Annotated in this window: 16 protein-coding genes and 1 tRNA gene; 7 read left to right on the top strand and 10 right to left on the bottom strand. The window is 63.9% G+C overall.

Features of this window, described 5'->3' with window-relative positions:
- Positions 1–113: 113 nt before the first annotated feature.
- A protein-coding gene (locus U4960_RS09020; RefSeq protein WP_149036422.1) for an IS3 family transposase occupies positions 114–1,465 on the bottom strand; the annotation gives its coding sequence in 2 pieces (ribosomal slippage) (positions 114–1,127 and positions 1,130–1,465; 1,350 coding nt in all).
- Between U4960_RS09020 and U4960_RS09015 the strand changes: the two genes are divergently transcribed.
- The 5 genes from U4960_RS09015 to U4960_RS08995 all read left to right on the top strand — a co-directional run bounded on the left by U4960_RS09015 (position 1,447) and on the right by U4960_RS08995 (position 8,420).
- The gene (locus tag U4960_RS09015) at positions 1,447–1,779 is read left to right on the top strand and encodes a sensor histidine kinase (RefSeq protein WP_324260323.1); all 333 of its coding nucleotides are present in this window, start codon (positions 1,447–1,449) and stop codon (positions 1,777–1,779) included. The two genes, U4960_RS09020 and U4960_RS09015, sit on opposite strands and share 19 nt — an antisense overlap.
- The gene (locus U4960_RS09010; RefSeq protein ID WP_324260322.1) at positions 1,776–3,113 is read left to right on the top strand and encodes a TolC family protein; all 1,338 of its coding nucleotides are present in this window, start codon (positions 1,776–1,778) and stop codon (positions 3,111–3,113) included. The genes U4960_RS09015 and U4960_RS09010 overlap by 4 nt, the downstream gene beginning before the upstream one ends.
- Complete coding sequence (locus U4960_RS09005) at positions 3,110–4,135, top strand: efflux RND transporter periplasmic adaptor subunit (protein ID WP_324260321.1); 1,026 nt, start codon at positions 3,110–3,112, stop codon at positions 4,133–4,135. The genes U4960_RS09010 and U4960_RS09005 overlap by 4 nt, the downstream gene beginning before the upstream one ends.
- Positions 4,132–7,200, top strand: a complete 3,069-nt coding sequence (locus U4960_RS09000) for an efflux RND transporter permease subunit (protein ID WP_324260320.1) — start codon at positions 4,132–4,134, stop codon at positions 7,198–7,200. Before U4960_RS09005 ends, U4960_RS09000 begins: the two co-directional genes overlap by 4 nt.
- An 83-nt stretch (positions 7,201–7,283) precedes the next feature.
- On the top strand, positions 7,284–8,420 hold the full coding sequence (locus tag U4960_RS08995) for an MFS transporter (RefSeq protein WP_324260319.1): 1,137 nt from the start codon (positions 7,284–7,286) through the stop codon (positions 8,418–8,420).
- 230 nt (positions 8,421–8,650) lie between these two features.
- On the opposite strand, the gene U4960_RS08990 is transcribed toward U4960_RS08995, so the two are convergent.
- The 6 genes from U4960_RS08990 to U4960_RS08965 all read right to left on the bottom strand — a co-directional run bounded on the left by U4960_RS08990 (position 8,651) and on the right by U4960_RS08965 (position 14,489).
- Positions 8,651–8,726, bottom strand: a tRNA-Lys gene (locus U4960_RS08990).
- Between the two features lie 94 nt (positions 8,727–8,820).
- Positions 8,821–9,939: a rod shape-determining protein RodA gene (gene rodA / locus U4960_RS08985; RefSeq protein WP_324260318.1), complete on the bottom strand. Its 1,119-nt coding sequence runs from the start codon at positions 9,937–9,939 to the stop codon at positions 8,821–8,823.
- Positions 9,936–11,981, bottom strand: a complete 2,046-nt coding sequence (gene mrdA / locus U4960_RS08980) for a penicillin-binding protein 2 (protein ID WP_324260317.1) — start codon at positions 11,979–11,981, stop codon at positions 9,936–9,938. Before mrdA ends, rodA begins: the two co-directional genes overlap by 4 nt.
- Positions 11,981–12,538 carry a rod shape-determining protein MreD gene (mreD, locus tag U4960_RS08975; RefSeq protein ID WP_324260316.1) on the bottom strand — a complete coding sequence of 186 codons (558 nt, stop codon included), beginning with the start codon at positions 12,536–12,538 and terminating at the stop codon, positions 11,981–11,983. Before mreD ends, mrdA begins: the two co-directional genes overlap by 1 nt.
- Positions 12,535–13,428, bottom strand: a complete 894-nt coding sequence (gene mreC / locus U4960_RS08970) for a rod shape-determining protein MreC (protein ID WP_324260315.1) — start codon at positions 13,426–13,428, stop codon at positions 12,535–12,537. Before mreC ends, mreD begins: the two co-directional genes overlap by 4 nt.
- Before the next feature lie 14 nt (positions 13,429–13,442).
- Positions 13,443–14,489, bottom strand: a complete 1,047-nt coding sequence (locus tag U4960_RS08965) for a rod shape-determining protein (RefSeq protein WP_324260314.1) — start codon at positions 14,487–14,489, stop codon at positions 13,443–13,445.
- 189 nt (positions 14,490–14,678) lie between these two features.
- On the opposite strand from U4960_RS08965, the gene mutL reads away from it, so the two are divergent.
- A complete protein-coding gene (gene mutL, locus U4960_RS08960; RefSeq protein WP_324260313.1) occupies positions 14,679–16,469 on the top strand; it encodes a DNA mismatch repair endonuclease MutL in 1,791 nt (596 codons plus the stop codon).
- On the top strand, positions 16,469–16,948 hold the full coding sequence (locus U4960_RS08955) for a hypothetical protein (protein ID WP_324260312.1): 480 nt from the start codon (positions 16,469–16,471) through the stop codon (positions 16,946–16,948). The genes mutL and U4960_RS08955 overlap by 1 nt, the downstream gene beginning before the upstream one ends.
- On the opposite strand, the gene U4960_RS08950 is transcribed toward U4960_RS08955, so the two are convergent.
- Genes U4960_RS08950 through ychF form a run of 3 tightly spaced genes read right to left on the bottom strand, consistent with a single transcriptional unit; the run spans position 16,949 to position 19,419 of the window.
- On the bottom strand, positions 16,949–17,410 hold the full coding sequence (locus U4960_RS08950; RefSeq protein ID WP_324260311.1) for a MaoC family dehydratase: 462 nt from the start codon (positions 17,408–17,410) through the stop codon (positions 16,949–16,951). It lies immediately after the preceding gene.
- Between the two features lie 58 nt (positions 17,411–17,468).
- The gene (locus U4960_RS08945; RefSeq protein ID WP_324260310.1) at positions 17,469–18,269 is read right to left on the bottom strand and encodes a DUF1206 domain-containing protein; all 801 of its coding nucleotides are present in this window, start codon (positions 18,267–18,269) and stop codon (positions 17,469–17,471) included.
- Between the two features lie 49 nt (positions 18,270–18,318).
- Entirely contained in the window at positions 18,319–19,419 is a 1,101-nt protein-coding gene (gene ychF, locus U4960_RS08940) for a redox-regulated ATPase YchF (protein WP_324260309.1), read from the bottom strand.
- Positions 19,420–19,472: the final 53 nt, after the last annotated feature.

The raw sequence follows: 19,472 nt of genomic DNA, 5'->3' as shown, positions 1-19,472 counted from the left end.
GCGGCGCGGTGGATGAGGTCGTTGAGCATGTGAGTAGTCTGTCCGTCGTCAGAACATTTGGCACAACTCGCGGCGTAGATCAGCGGAGTGTGGGCCTCGTCTCGGATTGATGTTTAGGCGGCGAGCTTGCAGTGTTGCAAGCGCCGATGTTCGAGTGTCTTTCGCTTGATCCTTTCTCTTCGTTTGATGATGGCGGCAGCCCTGCCGAAGTAGGCATCGGCGGGTGTCACATTGTCCAGGCTCTCGTGGTAGCGCTGGTGGTTATAGTGCTCGACGAAGGCCTCGATCTGCTGTTGGAGATCGCCGGGCAGGAAGTAGTTTTCCAGCAGCACGCGGTTCTTCAGGGTCTGGTGCCAGCGTTCGATCTTGCCCTGCGTCTGCGGATGGAAGGGAGCGCCGCGCACATGGCTCATCCTGTTTGCCTCGATGTATTCGGCTAGTTCCCCGGCAATGTAGCTGGGGCCATTGTCCGACAGCAGGCGGGGCCTGTGCAGCACGTTGGCGTGGTTGCAGCCTGAAGCTGCCAGCGCCATATCGAGCGTGTCAGTGACGTCCTCGGCTCGCATGGTGGTGCAGAGCTTCCAGGCGATGATGTAGCGTGAGTAATCGTCGAGCACGGTCGAGAGATAGACCCAGCCCCATCCGATGATCTTGAAGTAGGTAAAATCCGTCTGCCACATCTCATTGGGTCGAGAGGTCTGCGTGTGGAACGCCTCTGCCGCCTTGATCACCGTGTAGGCCGGGCTGGTGATCAGATCATGGGCCTTCAGCAGCCGGTAAACCGTGGCTTCGGACACGAAGTAGCGCTTCTCGTCGGTGAAGCGCACCGCCAGCTCGCGGGGACTGAGATCGGTCTGCTCCAGAGCCATCTCGACGATCTGGTCCTGCACCTCGGGCCCAATACGGTTCCACACCCGGCTCGGCGCTGAAGGACGGTCCTGGAGCGCCTCCGGCCCACCTTCGAGGTAGCGGTCATACCAGCGATAGAAGGTCCGCCGTGCCACGCCGAGCTGGTCCAGCGTACGCTTGGCGGGCAGGTGCGACTGCTCGACGATCCTGATGATCTCCAGCTTCTCGGATGCGGGATACCTCATTCGTCGTCTCCCCCATCCGCGATCATGCTTTTTTTGAGCAGACGGTTCTCCAGCGTCAGGTCCGCCACGCATTCCTTCAGATCGCGCGCTTCACGGCGCAGATCCTTTACCTCGTCGGTGGTAGCAGCACGGGCTGTATCGCCAGCAAGCCTGCGCTTGCCGGCCTCCATGAACTCCTTGGACCAGGTGTAATACAGGCTCTGTGCGATCCCTTCACGGCGGCACAGCTCGGCAATGGAGTCATCGCCGCGTAGGCCATCGAGCACGATGCGGATCTTGTCTTCAGCAGAGAAATGCCGACGGGTCTTGCGGCGGATGTCCTTCACCACCTGCTCGGCAGGCAATTTGGGCTTTGAGGATTTGGGCTTCATCTTCGTTCCTTCGTCACTACGACGAAGCCCAAATCCTCCTTAAATCACAACCTCTAATCTGTGCCATAGGTGCTGACGGGGGACACATCGTAATTCGGATCCAGGATAACGGCTCGGGCATTGCTGCGGCAGAGCATGAGCGCGTCCAGCAACGCTTCGTCCGTCTCGAATCTTCGCGATCAACCCCGGGCCATGGGCTTGGGTTGAGTCTCGTGCGAGCGATTGCCGAAGCGCATGGGGGACGCCTGGTACTCGGCGACGCCGAACCCGGCCTCGTCGCTGAACTAAGATTTCCGCAAAGGGGGGCACTGTGAAGGCTCAACCGGCTTTGCTCGTGCTGCTTCTGGCGGCGGGCTGCGCCCACTATGCGCCGGCTCCGCTGGCGGATGATCCGGCGGTTCTCGCTGCCCCTGTTTCCGCGATCCTGGAAGCCTCGGCAAGTTCTGTCGAACGCCCCTGGCTCCAACCGACGCCGGTCGATCTGTCTTCACCGCTCACGACGCAAGGAGTGTCCGCGCTGGCTGTCGTCAACAATCCTGATCTCGTCGCCCTGCGCGCACGCGCCGACGTCGCCGATACGCAGGCATTTGCCGCGGGGCTCCTGCCCGATCCAACCTTCAGTATCGGCGCGGACAAGGTGCTGAGCGGCCCCGACACTGTCCTCAACGTCGCGGGCGCTCTCGGCCTCGACATCAATGCATTGCGCAAGCGAGCGGTCAGGCGTGAACAGGCTCGTGCGCAGGCGCGACAGGTGCGGCTCGATCTCGCATGGGCAGAGTGGCAGACAGCTGGTCAGGCACGGATCCAGGCGGTCCGGATCGCCGGGCTGTCCGAGATTGCCGACCTGTCGCGGGATTCAAATGCAGTCGCACAAGCACAGCTCGGCCGCGCGGCTCGGGCAGCGGCGCGTGGCGATCTCACTGGGAGTGACGCCGAAAGCGCCCGTATTGCCGCTTTCGATGCCGCGGATCGGCTGCGAATCGCTGAGCGGGATCTGCTCGCCGCCAGGCAGGGACTGGCAAAGCTGCTGGGGCTCCTGCCTGATACTCAGCTGGCGCTTGCGACGCTTGCGCTACCACCGGAGCCACCGTCGGCCGAGCATCTCTTCACGTTGGCGAAGGCTGGTCGAACCGATCTTGCCGCGCTGCGCGCCGGCTATGGTATGCAGGAAGCGGCCCTACACAAGGCAGTTCTTGACCAGTTTCCGACACTCAACCTGACGGTTACCGGCAACCGGGATTCCGCCGGGAATTTCCTGCTCGGGCCTACGGTTGATTTTACCCTCCCACTTTGGAACCGCAATCGCGGCGGCATTGCCGTGGAGCGTGCGACACGTGAAGCGCTGAAGTCCGAATACGAGGCTCGCCTGTTTCAGACCCGGGCGGAAATCTCTGCGGCCTGGGCGGGCATCGAACTCGCGCGGCGGCAACTCGCCGATGCTGAGGCCGGGTTGCCGGCTCTGCGGCACCAGGCTGCGGTCAGCGACCGCGCTGCCCGCCGAGGTGACCTTTCGCGCGCTGTCGCGATGAATTCGGGCCAGCAATTGCGCGATCGCATTCTGGTTATCGCGCAGGCCCGACTGGCCATTCAAGAACAGACAATTGCCCTCGAACTGCTGAGCGGCGAATTAACCGAGGGGTGGAAATGACCCGAGCCGCAATCTTCCTGCCATTTCTCCTTGGTCTCGCCGCCTGTTCAGCCAGGAATGTCGACGAAACCGCCGGCGTTACGCCTGTTGCACTCGTGTCGCTGGGTAAGGCGGCGACTGGCAATATTGCCCAGTCGGTCACACTCTACGGTGAAATCGAGCGGGGAGGGGATAGCCAGATTGTGCTCTCGGCGCCGGTTGAGGCAACTATAGTCTCGATCAATGCGCCAGCCGGTTCGGCTGTCGCCTCCGGAACGGTCCTTGCTCGCCTTCGCGCCAGTCCGGCAAGCCAGGCACAGTTCCGTGCCGCCTCAGCCGATGCGTCCGCCGCCCAGCAGGCATTTGCCCGGGCTCAGCGTCTGCGGGCCGATGGCCTTGCCAGCGACGCCGATGTTGAAGCTGCCCGGTCACGCACCGCCGCCGCTTCCGCGCTGGCGGCATCGTTCAAGGAGCGCAGTGCCAGTCTGACCTTGCGCGCCCCTAGTGCCGGCTTTGTCGATGCGACCGGGGCAAGCGCCGGCGATCTTGTCCAGCCCGGTGCGACGATAGTAACCCTGTCGCGCTCCGGCGCAGTCAAGGCGCGGTTCGGCATCGATCCAGCACGGGCTCGCGGACTTGCGGCTGGAAGTCCGATCGAAGTTCATCCTGGCGATGGATCTCCACCTTTTGTCGTTCCGATCACCAGCATCAGCCCGGTCGCCCATGTGCAGACGCGCCTGGCCTCGATTCTGGTCCAAATACCGGCACAACACGGCCTTGCTGCGGGACAGCCGCTCTCGGCCCGGGTGGTCACGCGCACATCGAGCGCTGCCGTGACGGTGCCGTATGCCGCGCTGCTCGATGACGGCGGGCAGCCGTTCGTTTTCGTGGTCAAGGACGGTGTTGCGCATCGCCGTGATGTGGAAACCGGCGCCAGCGATGGCAACCAAGCGGCAATCCTCAAGGGCGTGTCCGATGGCGAATTGGTCGTCACCGATGGAGCGACCGGCGTCGAAGACGGCATGAAGGTCCGCACGAGGTGAAAGCCAGCCTCTCCCGCCACGCCCGCAGCCTGTGGCTGGCGATGCTGCTCCTCACTCTTGGGGGCATCGCAGGTGCGCTCCGCTTGCCGGTCAGCCTCTTTCCACACATTGATTATCCCCGCGTCGTCGTGGCGATCGACGCGGGCGAGCGTGACCCAGCCCAGATGGAAGCGGAAATCACCCGGCCGATCGAGATCGCGCTGCGCTCGGTGCCTGGCGTTAGCCACCTGCGCTCGACCACCAGTCGCGGTTCGGCGGAAGTCGCGCTCAACTTCGATTGGGGCCACGACATGACCGCGGCGACGCTGGCAACGCAAGGTGCGCTGGCGACCGTCCTGCCTTCGCTGCCGCAAGGCACGGCCTTCGACGTGCGCCGTTCTGACCCGACTCTTTTTCCCGTAGTTGGCATCGCGCTCACGTCGACTTCGCTCGATCAGGAGGCCTTGCGCCAGCTCGCGGAGCTAAAGGTCCGTCCGGCGCTGACAGCCGTGCCCGGCGTCGCCGGCGTCGATGTTCTGGGCGGCTCGCCTCGCGAATTCTCGGTCGATCTCGAGCCCGCGCGGCTCGCCGCACTTGGCCTGTCGCCGGATGACGTCGTCAGGGCCCTTGCTCAGGCCAATGTCGTGCGCGGGGCCGGACGCATCGAGGATCGGCACAGGCTCTACCTGCTGCTGGTCGAAAATCGTCTCGCATCCGCCGCCGATATCGCAGCGACTCCGGTTAAGGCCGGCACGGCAGGCGGCGCGGGGATCGTTACGATTGGTGATGTCGCCACGATTCGTCCGGCTGTTCAGCCAAATTACTCACTGGTGACAAGCAACGGGCGCCGCGCGGTGCTTGTCAACGTCCGGCAGGCGCTGGGCGGCGATACGGTGCAGGTCGTGCGCGATGCCGATGCCCGCCTCAAGGGGCTCGGATTGCCGCCTAGCGTCGTCGTGACCCCATTCTACGATCAGTCCGAACTGGTTGTCGGCGCGGCCAACGCGGTGCGCGATGCCATCCTGCTGGGCGCGGTGCTCGCGGGTCTGGTGCTGTTCCTGTTCCTTCGCTCACTGCGCTTGATGGCGATCACGGCCGCCGTGCTGCCGGCTGTTCTCGCAGGGACTTGCCTGATCCTCTTCGCCATGGGCATGCATTTTGACATGATGACGCTGGGTGGCATGGCTGCTGCTGTCGGTCTTATCGTTGACGATGCCGTGGTCATGCTCGAACATGTCATGCGCCGGATGCAGGAAGGCACTGCCCGTGACACGCCGTCGATCCTGGGCGCTGCGGCAGAGATGGCAAAGCCGCTGTTCGGTTCAACTGGCGCCACCATCGTCGTGTTTCTGCCGCTCGCCTTCATATCCGGCGTCAGCGGAGGGTTTTTCAAGGCGCTTGCGGTGACCATGGTCGCAGCGCTGACAATATCGCTCCTCTTTGCGCGCTTTCTCATTCCGCTGATCTGCGCCCACTGGTTGCGACCCAGCGACGCCGAGGCTGCGGAAAGTGCGGCTGGTTGGCTGGGGAGGCTGGCAAGGCAGTATCACCGGGCGATCGGTCACGCGCTCGAACGCCCTGTCCGCTTCGCGCTCATTGTCTGCGCGGCTCTGGCAGTGGCCGGGTCGCTGGCCTGGTACAACGTCCCTTCGGGTTTCATGCCGAAGATGGACGAAGGCGGCTTTATCCTCGACTACAAGGCCCAGCCTGGTGCTGCGCTGAGCGATACGGATCGGCTTTTGCGCCAGGTCGAGACGATTATCCAGAAGACCCCTGAGGTCGCCAGCTACTCGCGGCGAACCGGTCTCCAATTGGGCGGCGGGCTGACCGAAGCCGACGAAGGCGACTACTTCATTCGCCTCAAGGGCGGTTCGCGCCGTCCCATCGAAGCGGTGATGGGCGAGATCCGCCAGCAGATCGAAGCAAAGGTGCCCGGGCTGCAGATCGAGACGATGCAACTAATGGAAGACCTGATCGGTGACCTGACCGCAGTGCCACAACCGATCGAGATCAAGCTGTTCGGCGACGACCCGGCGGCACTCGAGCAGGTGGCCAAACGGGTCGCGGAGGCTATCAGCAAGGTCAATGGCGTCGTTGAAGTGGTCGACGGCCTGCGCGTGGCGGGCGATGCCATTTCGGTGCGGGTGCGGCCTGGTGTCGCACAGCAGCACGGCCTCGATCCGGCCACGGTTGCCGGTCAGGTGGAAGGACTGGTCGGAGGCAGTCAGGCCACGAGCCTGCGGATCGGTGAGCAACTCATCGCGGTCCGCGTTCGCGGACCATTGGATATTCGCGAGCGGGCGGCCCAGGTCGCCGACCTGCCGCTGACCGCAACCGATGGGCATGTGGTTCGAGTAGGCCAGATCGCCGACGTCTCTATAATGGCTGGTCAGAAGCAGCGTACACGCGAAGACCTTGCACCGTTCATTGACGTCACGGCCAGACTTGAGGGACGCGATCTGGGCTCGGCGATGGCCGACGTTCGTGGCACTGTGGCAGGTCTGCACCTGCCGAGCTCGATCCGGGTCGATTATGGCGGCCTCTATGCACAGCAGCGCCAAAGCTTCGCGGACATGACGATGGTGTTCGTAGCGGCCCTCCTGCTGGCGGCATTACTGCTCACCCTGCTCTTCGAACGGATTGCCTGGACGCTTGCCGCGCTGGTGACAGTCTTGCTCAGTGCCGCCGCTGTATTTTGCGGCCTGTGGATTTCCGGTATCGAACTCGATGTTTCGGCCCTGATGGGGCTTACCATGGTAGTGGGCATGGTGACCGAGCTTATCGTGTTCTACCTCTCGGAACTCGATGCGGCGGCACCAACGGATGCGGCAGCGCTCACGGAGGCGGGTGACAAGCGCCTTCGCCCGATCCTGATGTCGGCGCTTATCGCCATTCTGACATTGAGTCCGCTGGCTCTCGGGATCAGCCGTGGGGCTGGCCTGCAGCAGCCGCTGGCGACAGCCATCATTTTCGGTCTGACTGCGGCCGTTCCACTCGTGCTCCTCGTGTTTCCGACACTAATCCTCGCGATTTCACGTGTGCCGGCCAAGTCAGATGGCGCTGGGCCATTGGTCTCCCCGGGGTAAGGGAAGGACACAGTGTGCCATCGCCAGCCAACATGAAGCGTCCGACGATTCCCCGCACAGTCTGGGTCCTTGGACTCGTCAGCATGTTCATGGATATTTCGTCGGAAATCGTTCATGCCTTGCTGCCACTGTTTTTGACGGTGACCCTGGGGGCCAGCGTGGCCCTCGTTGGCGTGATTGATGGCATTGCCGAGGCGACCGCATCAATTTCGAAGGTTTTCTCAGGATACCTGTCGGATCGGATCGGGCGCCGAAAGCCGCTGATCCTGCTTGGCTATGGTCTCGGCGCATTCTCCAAACCGTTGTTTGCGCTCGCGACTGGTGTTGTGCCCGTACTAGGCGCCAGGTTCGTCGATCGGATCGGCAAGGGGATGCGCGGTGCTCCGCGCGACGCATTGGTTGCTGACGTTACACCGCTGGAGATACGGGGCCGAGCCTACGGACTACGGCAATCCCTTGATACGGTGGGCGCATTCGTCGGCCCTCTTGCGGCGATTGGCCTCATGACATTGTTTTCCGACGACATCCGCGCGGTCTTCTGGGTAGCCGTCATTCCTGGGCTTGTCGCAGTGCTGCTCGTCATCGTCGGTATTGAGGGACAGCGTGGCGAATTGGCGCATGCCAAAACACGACTACCTCTGCGATTTGCGGACCTTAAAAAGCTGAGTGGTGGTTTTTGGGCGGTGGTCGGCATTGGCGTGATGTTCACAATGGCCCGGTTCAGCGAAGCGTTTCTTATCCTGAAAGCCCATGACGACGGCTTGCCTATGGCATTGGCACCGCTCGTGCTGGTTGCCATGAATCTCGTCTATTCGCTCGGTGCCTATCCAGCCGGAGCCCTCGGTGACAATGGAGGAGCCCAACGACCTTTGCTTTGCGGCCTGGCCTGCCTCGTCACCGCAGACATATTTCTGGCTTCGCCCCTTGGCCTTGTCGGCACCTTTGTTGGCATCGCGCTGTGGGGGGCGCACATGGCATTGACCCAAGGGCTGCTGGCCCAACTAGTCGCCGAACGCGCACCCGAGGCGTTGCGAGGGTCCGCCTTTGGCTTATTCAACCTTGCAACCGGTATCACGATGCTGGCCTCTAGCGTGCTCGCGGGAGCGTTGTGGGATTATGCCGGGCCGTCGGCGACATTCATCGTGGGTGGCGGGTTTGCAGGAGTAGCAGCATTGTTGATTCTGTTTCGAAAGCGTGTGTCGGTTCGACCTGGTACGTGATGGCGAAAATACGGATTGCGCTCTTGACGCTCTTCGAGGGGCACCCGAATCACGCTTAGTGGGTAGTGGGGACCTTCCGGCCTCACCGATCCGCATTTCCCTCCTGTTCGAGCATGATGACCAAAAAGGTCAAGCAGAACAGAAGCTACCTAGAAAGCTACCTAGAGAAATTTCCGCCAAGTTTACCGTGCACAGCGGTCTACATAACTCACTATAATATAACGGAAAAGTGGTGGACGCACTAGGGCTCGAACCTAGGACCCGCTGATTAAGAGTCAGCTGCTCTACCAACTGAGCTATGCGTCCACACTGCCGAACGGGCAGCTCCCGAATCGGGAGAGGCGCTGCATATAGCGGAAGTTTTGCGCCTGAAAAGGGGGAGGTTGGCCACTTGGCCGGTTCAGCCCCGCATCCCCCCGCGCGCAGCTTCGCGGTTCCAGCGGTGGACCATCATCAGCGTACCGATGCAGATCATTGCGGTGAGCATGGAGGAACCGCCGTGGCTCATCCAGGGAAGCGGCATGCCCTTGGCCGGGGCGAGGCCCATGACCATCAGCAGGTTGATCGCAATGTAGAAAAAGATCGTCGCGGTTACGCCGCCGGCCAGCAGGCCGCCAAACCGGTCCTTCGAAGCGCGGGCGACCTGGAGGCCCCAGCGCAGGATCAGGGCATACATCAGCAGCACGAACAGGCCGCCAACCAGGCCCCACTCCTCGGCCATGCTGGAGAAGACGAAATCGGTATGCGGTTCCGGCAAGTAGTTGAGGTGGCTTTGCGAGCCTTCGTTGAAACCCTTCCCGAACAACCCGCCGGAGCCGATTGCGATCTTGGACTGGCTGATGTGGTATCCGGCCCCCAACGGGTCATTTTCGGGGTCGAGGAATGTGGTGACGCGCTTCTGCTGGTATTCGTGCAGGCCGAAGAAGAACACCACCGGGGCCAGCACGACGGCGGCCGCGCCAGCACTCATGAACCACCAGAGCGGCAACCCGGCCAGGAACATGACGATGAAGGCGCTGAACACGATCGCGACCGAGGTGCCAAGGTCAGGCTGCATCAGCACCAGGGCAACCGGGAGAAGGATGAACCCGAACGCGGGCATCAGTGCCTTGAAAGTCGGGATCAGGCCAATCGGGAGGCGTGCGTAGTAGGTCGCAAGCACCAGGCAGATGGTCGGCTTCATCAGCTCTGACGGCTGCAACCGCATGAAGCCCAGCTCGAGCCAGCGCTGGCTGCCGCCCTTGACGGCGCCTACGATCTCCACCCCCAGCAACATCAGCAATACCCCGGCGAAGGCCGGGTATGCCAGCAGCATGATCAGCTCGCGGCTGAGGCGGGAAATGACCAGGGCAATGACCAGGAACACGGCGAAACGGACAAGATGGGGCAGGGCATAGGGCTGCATCGCGCCGCCGCCAGCCGAATAGAGCACCATCGCGCCAAACCCTGCCAGGAGCAGCATCGGCACCAGCATCTGCCAGGGCTGGCGCGCCAGCGGGGCGGGGATGATCGAGATCATTCTTCAGGGCCCACAGGTGCGCTGTCGACATTCTCGGAGCGGTTGATGGCGGCGTCGGTGGCGGAGGTAGCGGGCTGGGCCGCAGCCGCCCGGGCTTCGGCATCGACCTGGTTGAAGATGTCGGCCTCGCGGCGGGGCGGAGTGCGGGTAATCTCGCCGGCCTGCGCGGCGTAGGCGGCGTACTTCGCTGCGAGGCGCTGCTGCGCGGTGCCGCCCCATTGTTTTTCCAGCGCGCTCAAAGCCTCCATGCCCTTGGCCGGGTCGAACATGAAGGTCATCACGTCACGCGCGATCGGATAGGCCGCGCCCGAGCCGCCCCCATGCTCGATCACGACTGCGCCGGCATAGCGCGGCTTGTCGAACGGCGCGAAGAAGATGAACAGGCCATGGTCGCGGTATTTCCACGGGCCCGACTTGCCGTCCGAAATATTGAGCGAAACCACCTGTGCGGTGCCGGTCTTGCCGGCCATCAGAATATCGGGGATGGGCAGGCGCCCGCGCCCGGCGGTACCGGGCCCGTTGACAACATCGCTCATGGCCTGGCGGACATAGGCCACGTGATCAGGCGGAAAATCGACATCGACGAACGGCCTGGCCTTGCCCTTGATCAGGTTGGGCTCGATGTGGCGGCCCGTCGCCAGCCGGGCAGACATAACCGCCAGCTGCAACGGGTTGGAAAGCATGTAGCCCTGGCCGATGGTCGCGTTGACCGTGTCGAACGCGGCCCAGGGCTGGCCGAACTTCTTCATCTTCCATGCCGGATCGGGCACGGTCCCATAGAACTGGCTCAGCACGGGCAGGTCGAATTCCTCGCCCATGCCGCAGACCCGGGCCATATCGGCAATCGGCTGCATCCCGATCCGCTGGGCCATGTGATAGTAGTAGACGTCGCAGCTCTGATAGACGCCCATCGCCATGTCGACATGGCCGTGGCCGCGCCGGTTCCAGCAGCGGAAAACCCGGTTGCCGACCCGCAGGCCGCCGCCGCAGAACACCGTCTCGTCAGGCCTTACCCCTGCCTGAAGCAGTGCCATCGACACCATCGGTTTGACGGTGGACGCGGGTGGATAGAGCCCCTTCAGCACCTTGTTGCGCAAGGGCACGCGGTCATCGTCACGCAGCATGGCATATTCGACCCGGCCGATCCCGTCGGAAAAGCTGTTCGGGTCGAAGCTGGGCATGGATGACATGCACAGGATATCGCCCGTGTTGCAGTCCATCACGACCACCGAGCCGGATTCGAGACCGATCCGCCGCGCGGCATAATCCTGCAACGGCCCGTCAATGGTCAGCTGGACCGGTTTGCCCTGGATATCTTCGCGCGAATCGAGGTCGCGCACGATCCTGCCCGAAGCGGTGACCTCCACCCGCCGGGCGCCCGGCGTGCCGCGCAGGACGCTTTCGAACTGCTTTTCCACCCCGTCCTTGCCCAACTTGAATCCGGGGGTTAGCATCAGGGGTATGGGATCGGCCTCGTATTCCTCGGCCGATGCCGGCCCGACGTAACCGATCAGGTGGCCCACTGCCGGGCCGGTCGGGTAGAAGCGCGAATAGCCTTGCTGGGGCAGGACGCCCGGCAGCTCAGGCAGGCGCACGCTGAGGGCGGCGAACTGCTCGTAACTGAGCCCGGCGGCAACTTCGATCGGTTGGAATCCGCGCGCCTTGTCGATCTTGTCCCGCAAGTCCGACAGGGTGACGGGTTCCAGCGCCAGCACTTCTCCCAGGACATTGAGCGTGCGGTCGAGGTCACCCAGCCGTTCGGGGATCAGATCGACCCGGAAGTCAGCCCGGTTGGACGCGAGCGGGGCACCATTGCGGTCCAGAATCCAGCCGCGCCGGGGCGGTACCAGCGTCAGGTTGACCCGGTTGCTTTCGGCCTCGAGCGTGTACCGCTCGTTCTCCGCGATGGCGAGATAGGCCATGCGCGCGGCCAGCAGGACGCCGATGCCGCCTCCGACCGCACCGACAATCATGCTGCGGCGATCGAAAGAATTCTTGAGAATAGCAGTGCTGACGATCGTGCGAGACTTGGGGCGCGCCATCAATCAACCACCTTGAAGCGGGTCAGGCGAAGCCGGTCGAGGAATGCCACCATGCGGGCGATAATGGGATAGAGCAGCATCGAGAACAAGGCTTGCGGCCCCAGCGCCACCAGCCCCGGCAAACCGATCCGTGCGCCCGAAAAAAGCGCCGCCAGCAGGATATAGCTGACCAGCATGGCGCAGGCGAGCAGCCAGTCGAGGGTGAATTCACGCCAGGGCAGGCGGTATTCGATCAGCTCGATTGCCAGCAGTGCCAGGGACCAGAGAAGGATGGCGCTGCCGAAAGGCTGTCCGCTCAGCAGGTCGTCAAACATCCCCAGCGGAACCCCGGCCCAGACCGGCAGCAGACCGGGCCGAACCAGGCGCCAGCACAGCAGGATGACGAAGCCGGTCGGAGGAACCAGCGGCACGGCGCTGGCAACCGGAAGGATCTGGAGAAATGACCCGAGCAGCACCGATATCCATGGAACGGAACTGGCCAGAACGGGGGAGTGCGTGCGATTGATCCGGCTTCCGTAACGGTCCCGCCTGGCCTGCAGATTGAGCTTTTCGGTCATTCGGTGACTGCCTGCTCCACCGGGGTTTCGGCCACCCGGACCAGCTCCGTCTGCCAGAGCGGCATGACGGCGACATAATCCGTGGCTGCCGGATCACTGACCATCCGGGCCAGGGCACCGTCGCTGGTAATCTCGGTCGCCACTGCCACGGCCATGCCCGGGGCGAAGTAGCCGCCCGTTCCGCTGGTCACGAACAGATCGCCCTTGCGCACCGGGTTGATGCCAAGGTTGATCAGGCGGATCCGCAGGAAGCCGTCACCGCGCCCTTCCGCGAAGGCCACCACATCTTCGCGGGCGAGCCGTACAGGCAAGACGGACTGGGTATCGCTCAGCAGCAGGACCCGGGAACTGGACCGGCCCGTTTCCATCACCCGGCCGACCACGCCTCGGGCGCTCCGCACAGGCATCCCCGCGCGCACGCCCTGGCCTGTTCCGGCTGCGATATAGCCGAAGCGCCGGGCGCTGGAGGCGGTCGAACCAATGAATTGGGTGGTCGTGATTGCGGCACCCGTATCGGCCTGAGCGAGCCCCAGCAGGCGCTTGAGCCGCGCATTCTCCTGCTTGACGGAAGCGGCTTCTGCGAGCCGGATCCGGGCAAGCTCCATTTCCTTGCGCAAGGCGGCGTTCTGGCTGCCCGCACGCCAGAACCCTGCCAGGGTTTCCAGCACGGACTGGCTCTCGGTCCGGACTGCCGTTGTGGGCGCGGTGGCTGGCGCAACCATGGTTTGGGCCGCGCCGCGCGGCCCGGAAAAGGTGGACGGACGCCAGAGCGAGATCGCCAGCAGCAAAGCGCCGAGCAGCACGCCGAGCGCCGCCAGCACATAGCCGGTGAACAAGCCGTATTGCGCCCTGCGGGAAGTGCTGGAGCGCCGTTTGTCGGGCGGCGCCATCGCCTTACCCGGACTTAAGCGGTCATCAGGACGCCGCGATAGATCGGATCTTCCATCGCTCGCCCAGTACCGATTGCCACGCAGGACAGGGGATCTTCCGCCACCGAGACCGGCAGGCCGGTTTCCTCGCGAAGGTGGACATCGAGGCCCTTGATTAGGGCCCCGCCGCCGGTCAGCACGATACCCTGGTCGACAATGTCGGCGGCCAGTTCAGGCGCGGTGTTTTCCAGCGCGATCCGCACGCCTTCGACGATGGCGCCAATCGGTTCTGCCAGCGCTTCGGCAATGTGGCCCTGGTTGATCGTGATTTCCTTGGGCACGCCGTTGACAAGGTCACGCCCCTTGATGGTGATGATCTCGCCGATCCCGTCTTCGGGGGCCATGGCGACGCCGTAATCGCGCTTGATGCGCTCGGCAGTCGATTCACCGATCAGCAGGTTGTGGTGGCGGCGGACGTAGGAGACGATCGATTCGTCCATCTTGTCCCCGCCCGTGCGGACCGAGGTGGCATAGGCCAGACCGCGCAGCGACAGCACTGCCACTTCGGTGGTGCCGCCGCCGATGTCGACCACCATGCTGCCGACCGGCTCGGTCACCGGCATGTCAGCCCCGATTGCAGCGGCCATCGGCTCGAGGATCAGGTAGACCTGGCTGGCACCGGCGTTGGAAGCAGCATCGCGGATCGCGCGGCGTTCAACCGAGGTCGAGCCGCTGGGGACGCAGATGGTGATTTCGGGGGGGCGGAACATGCTCGTCTTGCGGCCATTCACCTTGCGGATGAATTCCTTGATCATCTCCTCGGCCCAGTCGAGGTCGGCAATCACGCCGTCACGCAGGGGGCGGATCGTCTCGATACTGTCAGGGGTCTTCCCCATCATCATCTTGGCATCGTCGCCGACGGCCTTGACCCGCTTGATCCCGTTGATCGTCTCGATTGCCACCACCGATGGCTCATTCAGGACAATGCCTTCGCCATCGACATAGACCAGCGTGTTAGCCGTCCCCAGGTCGATAGCCATGTTGCGCGAACCGAATTTGAAGAGCTTGGACAAAAAGGTCATTCGACGGGCAATCCGTGATGATACAGGGTTTCGCTCCGGTTTCCCGGAGGGCGTTCTACCCTGAGCTGGCAGGAAGTGACCGCCCTTTAACGAATGCGTGGGGAAAACGCCAAAAAATTGTGTCGACAGGCGGGGGTATTTTCCACTGCCGACCTCGAATCCGGCGCATATCACCGCTAGCGTCCCGCCATGCCCCACATTCGCCGCCTTCCCGAAGAACTCGTCAACCGCATTGCGGCGGGCGAAGTGGTCGAGCGCCCGGCTGCGGCACTCAAGGAGGTGGTCGAGAATGCCATCGATTCGGGCGCGCGGAGGATTGCGGTCAGGCTGGTCGAGGGCGGCCTTGGCCTGATCGAAGTGACCGACGACGGGTGCGGCATGAGCCCGGCCGAAATGTCGCTCGCGCTCGAACGCCATGCCACTTCGAAACTGCCTGATGACGCGATCGAGCAGGTCACCACGCTGGGCTTCCGGGGTGAGGCCCTGCCTTCGATTGCCAGCGTTTCCCGCTTCACGCTCGAGAGCCGGCCCCACGATGCGGGGGAGGGCTGGCGCAAGGTGGTCGATCACGGCCGGTTCGCGGCGGACGGGCCTGCCGCACTGCCCCCCGGCACCCGGGTGCGGATCGAGCAGCTGTTTGCCCAGGTGCCCGCGCGGCGCAAGTTCCTGCGCAGCGAGCGGAGTGAATATGCCGCCTGCCTCGATGTGGTGCGCCGTCTCGCCATGGCCCGGCCTGACCTGGCCTTTACGCTCGAGCATGGCGGGCGGCGGGTGCTGCACGCGCAAGGCGGCGAGACAGTGGCGGAGCGGGTGTCGGGCATCATCGCGCGCGAACTGTCCGACAATGGCGTGGCCATCGATCTGGAACGGGGCGACATGCGCCTGACCGGCGTGGCCGGGCTGCCGACCTACAACCGGGGCGTGGCCGACCACCAGTACCTGTTCGTCAACGGGCGCCCGGTGAAGGACCGGCTGCTGACCGGCGCGGTGCGGGGAGCCTATGCCGACATGCTGGCGCGAGACCGGCAAGCGGTGCTGGCGCTGTTTCTCGACCTTCCGCCGGAAGATGTCGACGTGAATGTACACCCGGCCAAGACCGAAGTGCGCTTCCGTGATGCGGCGGCCGTGCGCGGGTTCATCGTCTGGGGCTTACGCCAGGCGCTGAGCACAGGTGACCGGCGATCATCTCAAGGGCCTGACCGGCAGGCAATGGAGCGGTGGCAGGCCGAACCAGTGGCTCCCGCATTTCGATCCATGTTCGAAGGACAGGGCGCGGGAGATTCCCATGCCGCCCTGCGGGAACAGCCGGCCGCGTGGCGCGCGCCTGCTGATACCCCTCTGGCGGAACCGCACGGAAGGGCAGAAGAATCGGAACCTGCATCCGCCGATGCTGCGCAGTTTCCGCTCGGCATCGCGCGCGGGCAGGTTGCCAGGACCTACATCGTTGCCGAGTCTGCTGACGGGCTGGTGCTGGTCGATCAGCACGCGGCGCACGAACGGCTGGTGCTGGAGCGGCTTCGCGCCGCCGGGGCGGGAGAGGCGGTGGCCCGCGCGCAAGCCCTGCTGATCCCCGATGTGGTCGAGCTGGATGAGCCGGCCTGCGACCGGCTCGAAGCGGCCGCGCCCAAGCTGGCCGGGATGGGGCTGGGGATCGAGCGGTTCGGACCCAATGCCATGCTGGTGCGCTCGCTGCCCCATGCCCTGGCCGGTGCAGATCCCGCCAAGCTGCTGACCGATATTGCTGACGACCTGGCGCTCCACGGTGAGGCATTGCTCCTGGGAGAGAAGCTGGATCTGGTGCTGGCTACCATGGCCTGCCACGGATCGGTGCGGGCAGGGCGGACCCTCAGCGTGGCAGAGATGAACGCGCTTCTGCGCGAGATGGAGCGCACGCCGCGTTCAGGCCAGTGCAACCATGGCCGCCCGACATGGGTTAAGCTGAAGATGGATGACGTCGAGAAACTGTTCGGGAGACACTGATGCGGTTCGTGCTGATCATGGCGGTGCTGGCAGTTGCGGGATGCGGCAGCGAGGCTGACCGGCGAGACGCTGCGGCGAAGGTGGCCGAGATCGAACAGGCCAATGAAGGGGTGGCTGTGCCGCTGAAGCCTGAGCCCATCCTCTATCCCGATATCGAGCAGCACGCGCTGACCGACCCGGCCTGCGCCTTTGCCCCTGATGGCGGCGGCATGGCCCCTGTCCTGCTGGCCATGGAAGATCGCGCTGTCATGAGGCTGTCCGGCGACATTGCGGAATTTGCGCCGGACAATGGCGTGCAGAAGGGGCCGGGGGTGGCCTGGACCAGGTATGATGGGCTGGCCTACTCCATCCATTTCGGGCTCGGAGCGGAGCAGCCTGAAGAGCCGGGCGGCAAACGCTACGAAGCGACGCTGGAAGTCCGGGACGGGGCCGACCGCGCAGTCTATCGCGCGTCCGGCTATGCCCAGTGCCCGAGCTGATCAGTCGATCGGTGCGTCGGGCTCGCGCACGCGGATCAGGCCGTTCGAGACCATTTCCAGCACCACGTCGCCATGCTGGTTGAATGTCCGGCTGCGTGACTTGAAGATGCCCATGTCTCGGCGCGACTGGCTGCGCCGCTTTTCCAGGATCTCGCTTTCGACCCGCAAGGTGTCTCCCGGATAGACCGGCTTGACCCAGCGCAGCTGATCGACCCCGGGCGAGCCGAGCCCGGCCTGCGCATTGGTCTTCATGTTCTCGACCATCATCGCCATGGTCATCGAGCAGGTATGCCAGCCACTGGCCGAAATACGGCCGAAATGTGTCTGCGCAGCGGCCTCATCTGACAGGTGAAATGGCTGCGGATCGTACTTGCCCGCAAACTCCAGCACTTCCTCGCGCGTGACAACATAGTTCCCGAAGCTTTGCCTGGAACCGATTACGAGGTCTTCGAAGTACAGCATCCCGCCTCCCGCCAAATCCGCTTCGCCTCTGGCCCAAGGCGGACCGGGATGCAATCGCTCAGGCGCGGTAGCGCGGCTTGCGGCCGTCCGGCGCCAGGTCAGGAACGATGCGGTAGCGGGCGAGGATAAAGCTGAACAGGCCAAACACCAGCAACCCGAGCGCGACCCCCTGGAAGACGATCTGGTTCCCCGCCAGCGAAGTAACCGCATCACCCAGTGTCCGCACCTCTCCGGCATCGCCCGAGTAGAAACCGGCCTTCACCAGCGACCAGCCGATAACGAGGAAAACCACGGCCCGCGCAGTGTATCCGATTGCGCCCAGCACCCGCGTGCCCTCGGGCGCGCCCGCGCCAATCCGCGCCATGAAGGAACCGCTCACGCCCTTCTTTGCCTGCGAGATCGCTGCGAGGAAAAAGGCGATGCCGAGCACGCCGATTACCAGGCCGCCCAGTTGCACCGACAGCACCCCGGCCGCCGCTTCCTGCGCGCCGTCGCCGGCGCCGGATACGTCGGCGCTGGCGAGGCGATAGGCCGACCAGGCGAGCACGAGGTGGCCGATGGCGCTGCCGCCATGACCGATCCGCCTGGCCCAGCCATGCGCATCGCTGCCTTCATTCTCTACGTCGAACAGCGGGGAGCAGAACCGGAACAGGGCGTAGCCCAGCAGTCCCAGCGCCATGACCCAGAGCAGGGCAGTGCCACCCGGGAAGCCCTCGATCGCTTCGAAGATGCCATCCACCCCCTGGCTGATCTGCGCCACGTTGGTGAGCGCGATGAAGCCGAGCATGGTGTAAAAAACGGCCCGGCTGAAATAGCCGAGCCGCACCAGCCAGCGAAACTTTTCCGATTTGTCGAGCACGCGTATCCCCTATGGTTTGAGGGGTAACGCAGCAGGCCGCACTTGGCTCCTAGACGTTGAACTTGAACATCAGCACGTCGCCATCCTGCACCGCGTATTCCTTGCCTTCCTGGCGCAGTTTGCCCGCTTCCTTCGCGCCGGCTTCCCCGCCAAGCGTGATATAGTCGTCAAAGGCGATGGTCTCAGCGCGGATGAAGCCGCGTTCGAAGTCGGTATGGATTTCGCCGGCCGCCTGCGGAGCCTTGGCCCCGGAAGGGAACGTCCAGGCGCGGGCTTCCTTGGGGCCGACCGTGAAGAAGGTCTTCAGGCCGAGCAGCTTGTAGCCTGCCCGGATGACCCGGCTGAGCCCGCTTTCGGTGAGCCCGAGCGCTTCGAGAAATTCGCCCCGGTCTTCCACCGGCATGGTGACGAGTTCACTTTCGATAGCGGCCGAGACGACGACTGCCTCGGCCCCTTCGGCCTGCGCCTTTGCAAACACGAGTCTGGACATGGCGTTTCCGGTCGCGGCGTCTTCTTCTGCCACATTGCAGACATAAAGTACCGGTTTGGCGGTGAGGAGCTGGGCCTGCGCGAACAGGCGGGCTTCCTCGTCGTCCTTCGGCTCGGTCAGGCGGGCTGGCTTGCCTTCGCGCAGCAGGTCGAGCGCCTGTCCCAGCACGCTGGCCATGGCCTTGGCTTCCTTGTCACCGCTGGCAGCCTTCTTGGCCGCGGCCGGAACCCGCTTTTCGAGGCTTTCGAGATCGGAGAGCATCAGCTCTGTCTCGACCACTTCAGCGTCCGCAATCGGATCGACCCTGTTGGCGACGTGCTGGATGTCATCATCCTCGAAACAGCGCAGCACGTGGACCACCGCGTCAACTTCGCGGATATTGCCGAGGAACTGGTTGCCCAGGCCTTCGCCCTTGCTTGCGCCCTTCACCAGGCCGGCAATATCGACAAAGGCTAACTGGGTCGGAATGACCTTGGCCGACTTGCCGATTTCGGCCAGCCGTTCGAGCCGCTCGTCGGGCACGGCGACCTGGCCGACGTTCGGCTCGATCGTGCAGAACGGATAGTTCGCAGCCTGTGCGGCCTGCGTCTCGGTCAATGCATTGAACAGCGTGGACTTGCCGACATTGGGCAGTCCGACAATTCCGCAACGGAAACCCATCGAAAACTCCGGTGATAGCTTTGGCGGCGGCCCTTAGCCGCCTGCCGCGCACA

Source organism: Altererythrobacter sp. H2 (assembly GCF_035319885.1).
Classification (GTDB): Bacteria; Pseudomonadota; Alphaproteobacteria; order Sphingomonadales; family Sphingomonadaceae; genus 34-65-8.
This window is presented reverse-complemented; position numbering and strand designations above follow the sequence as displayed.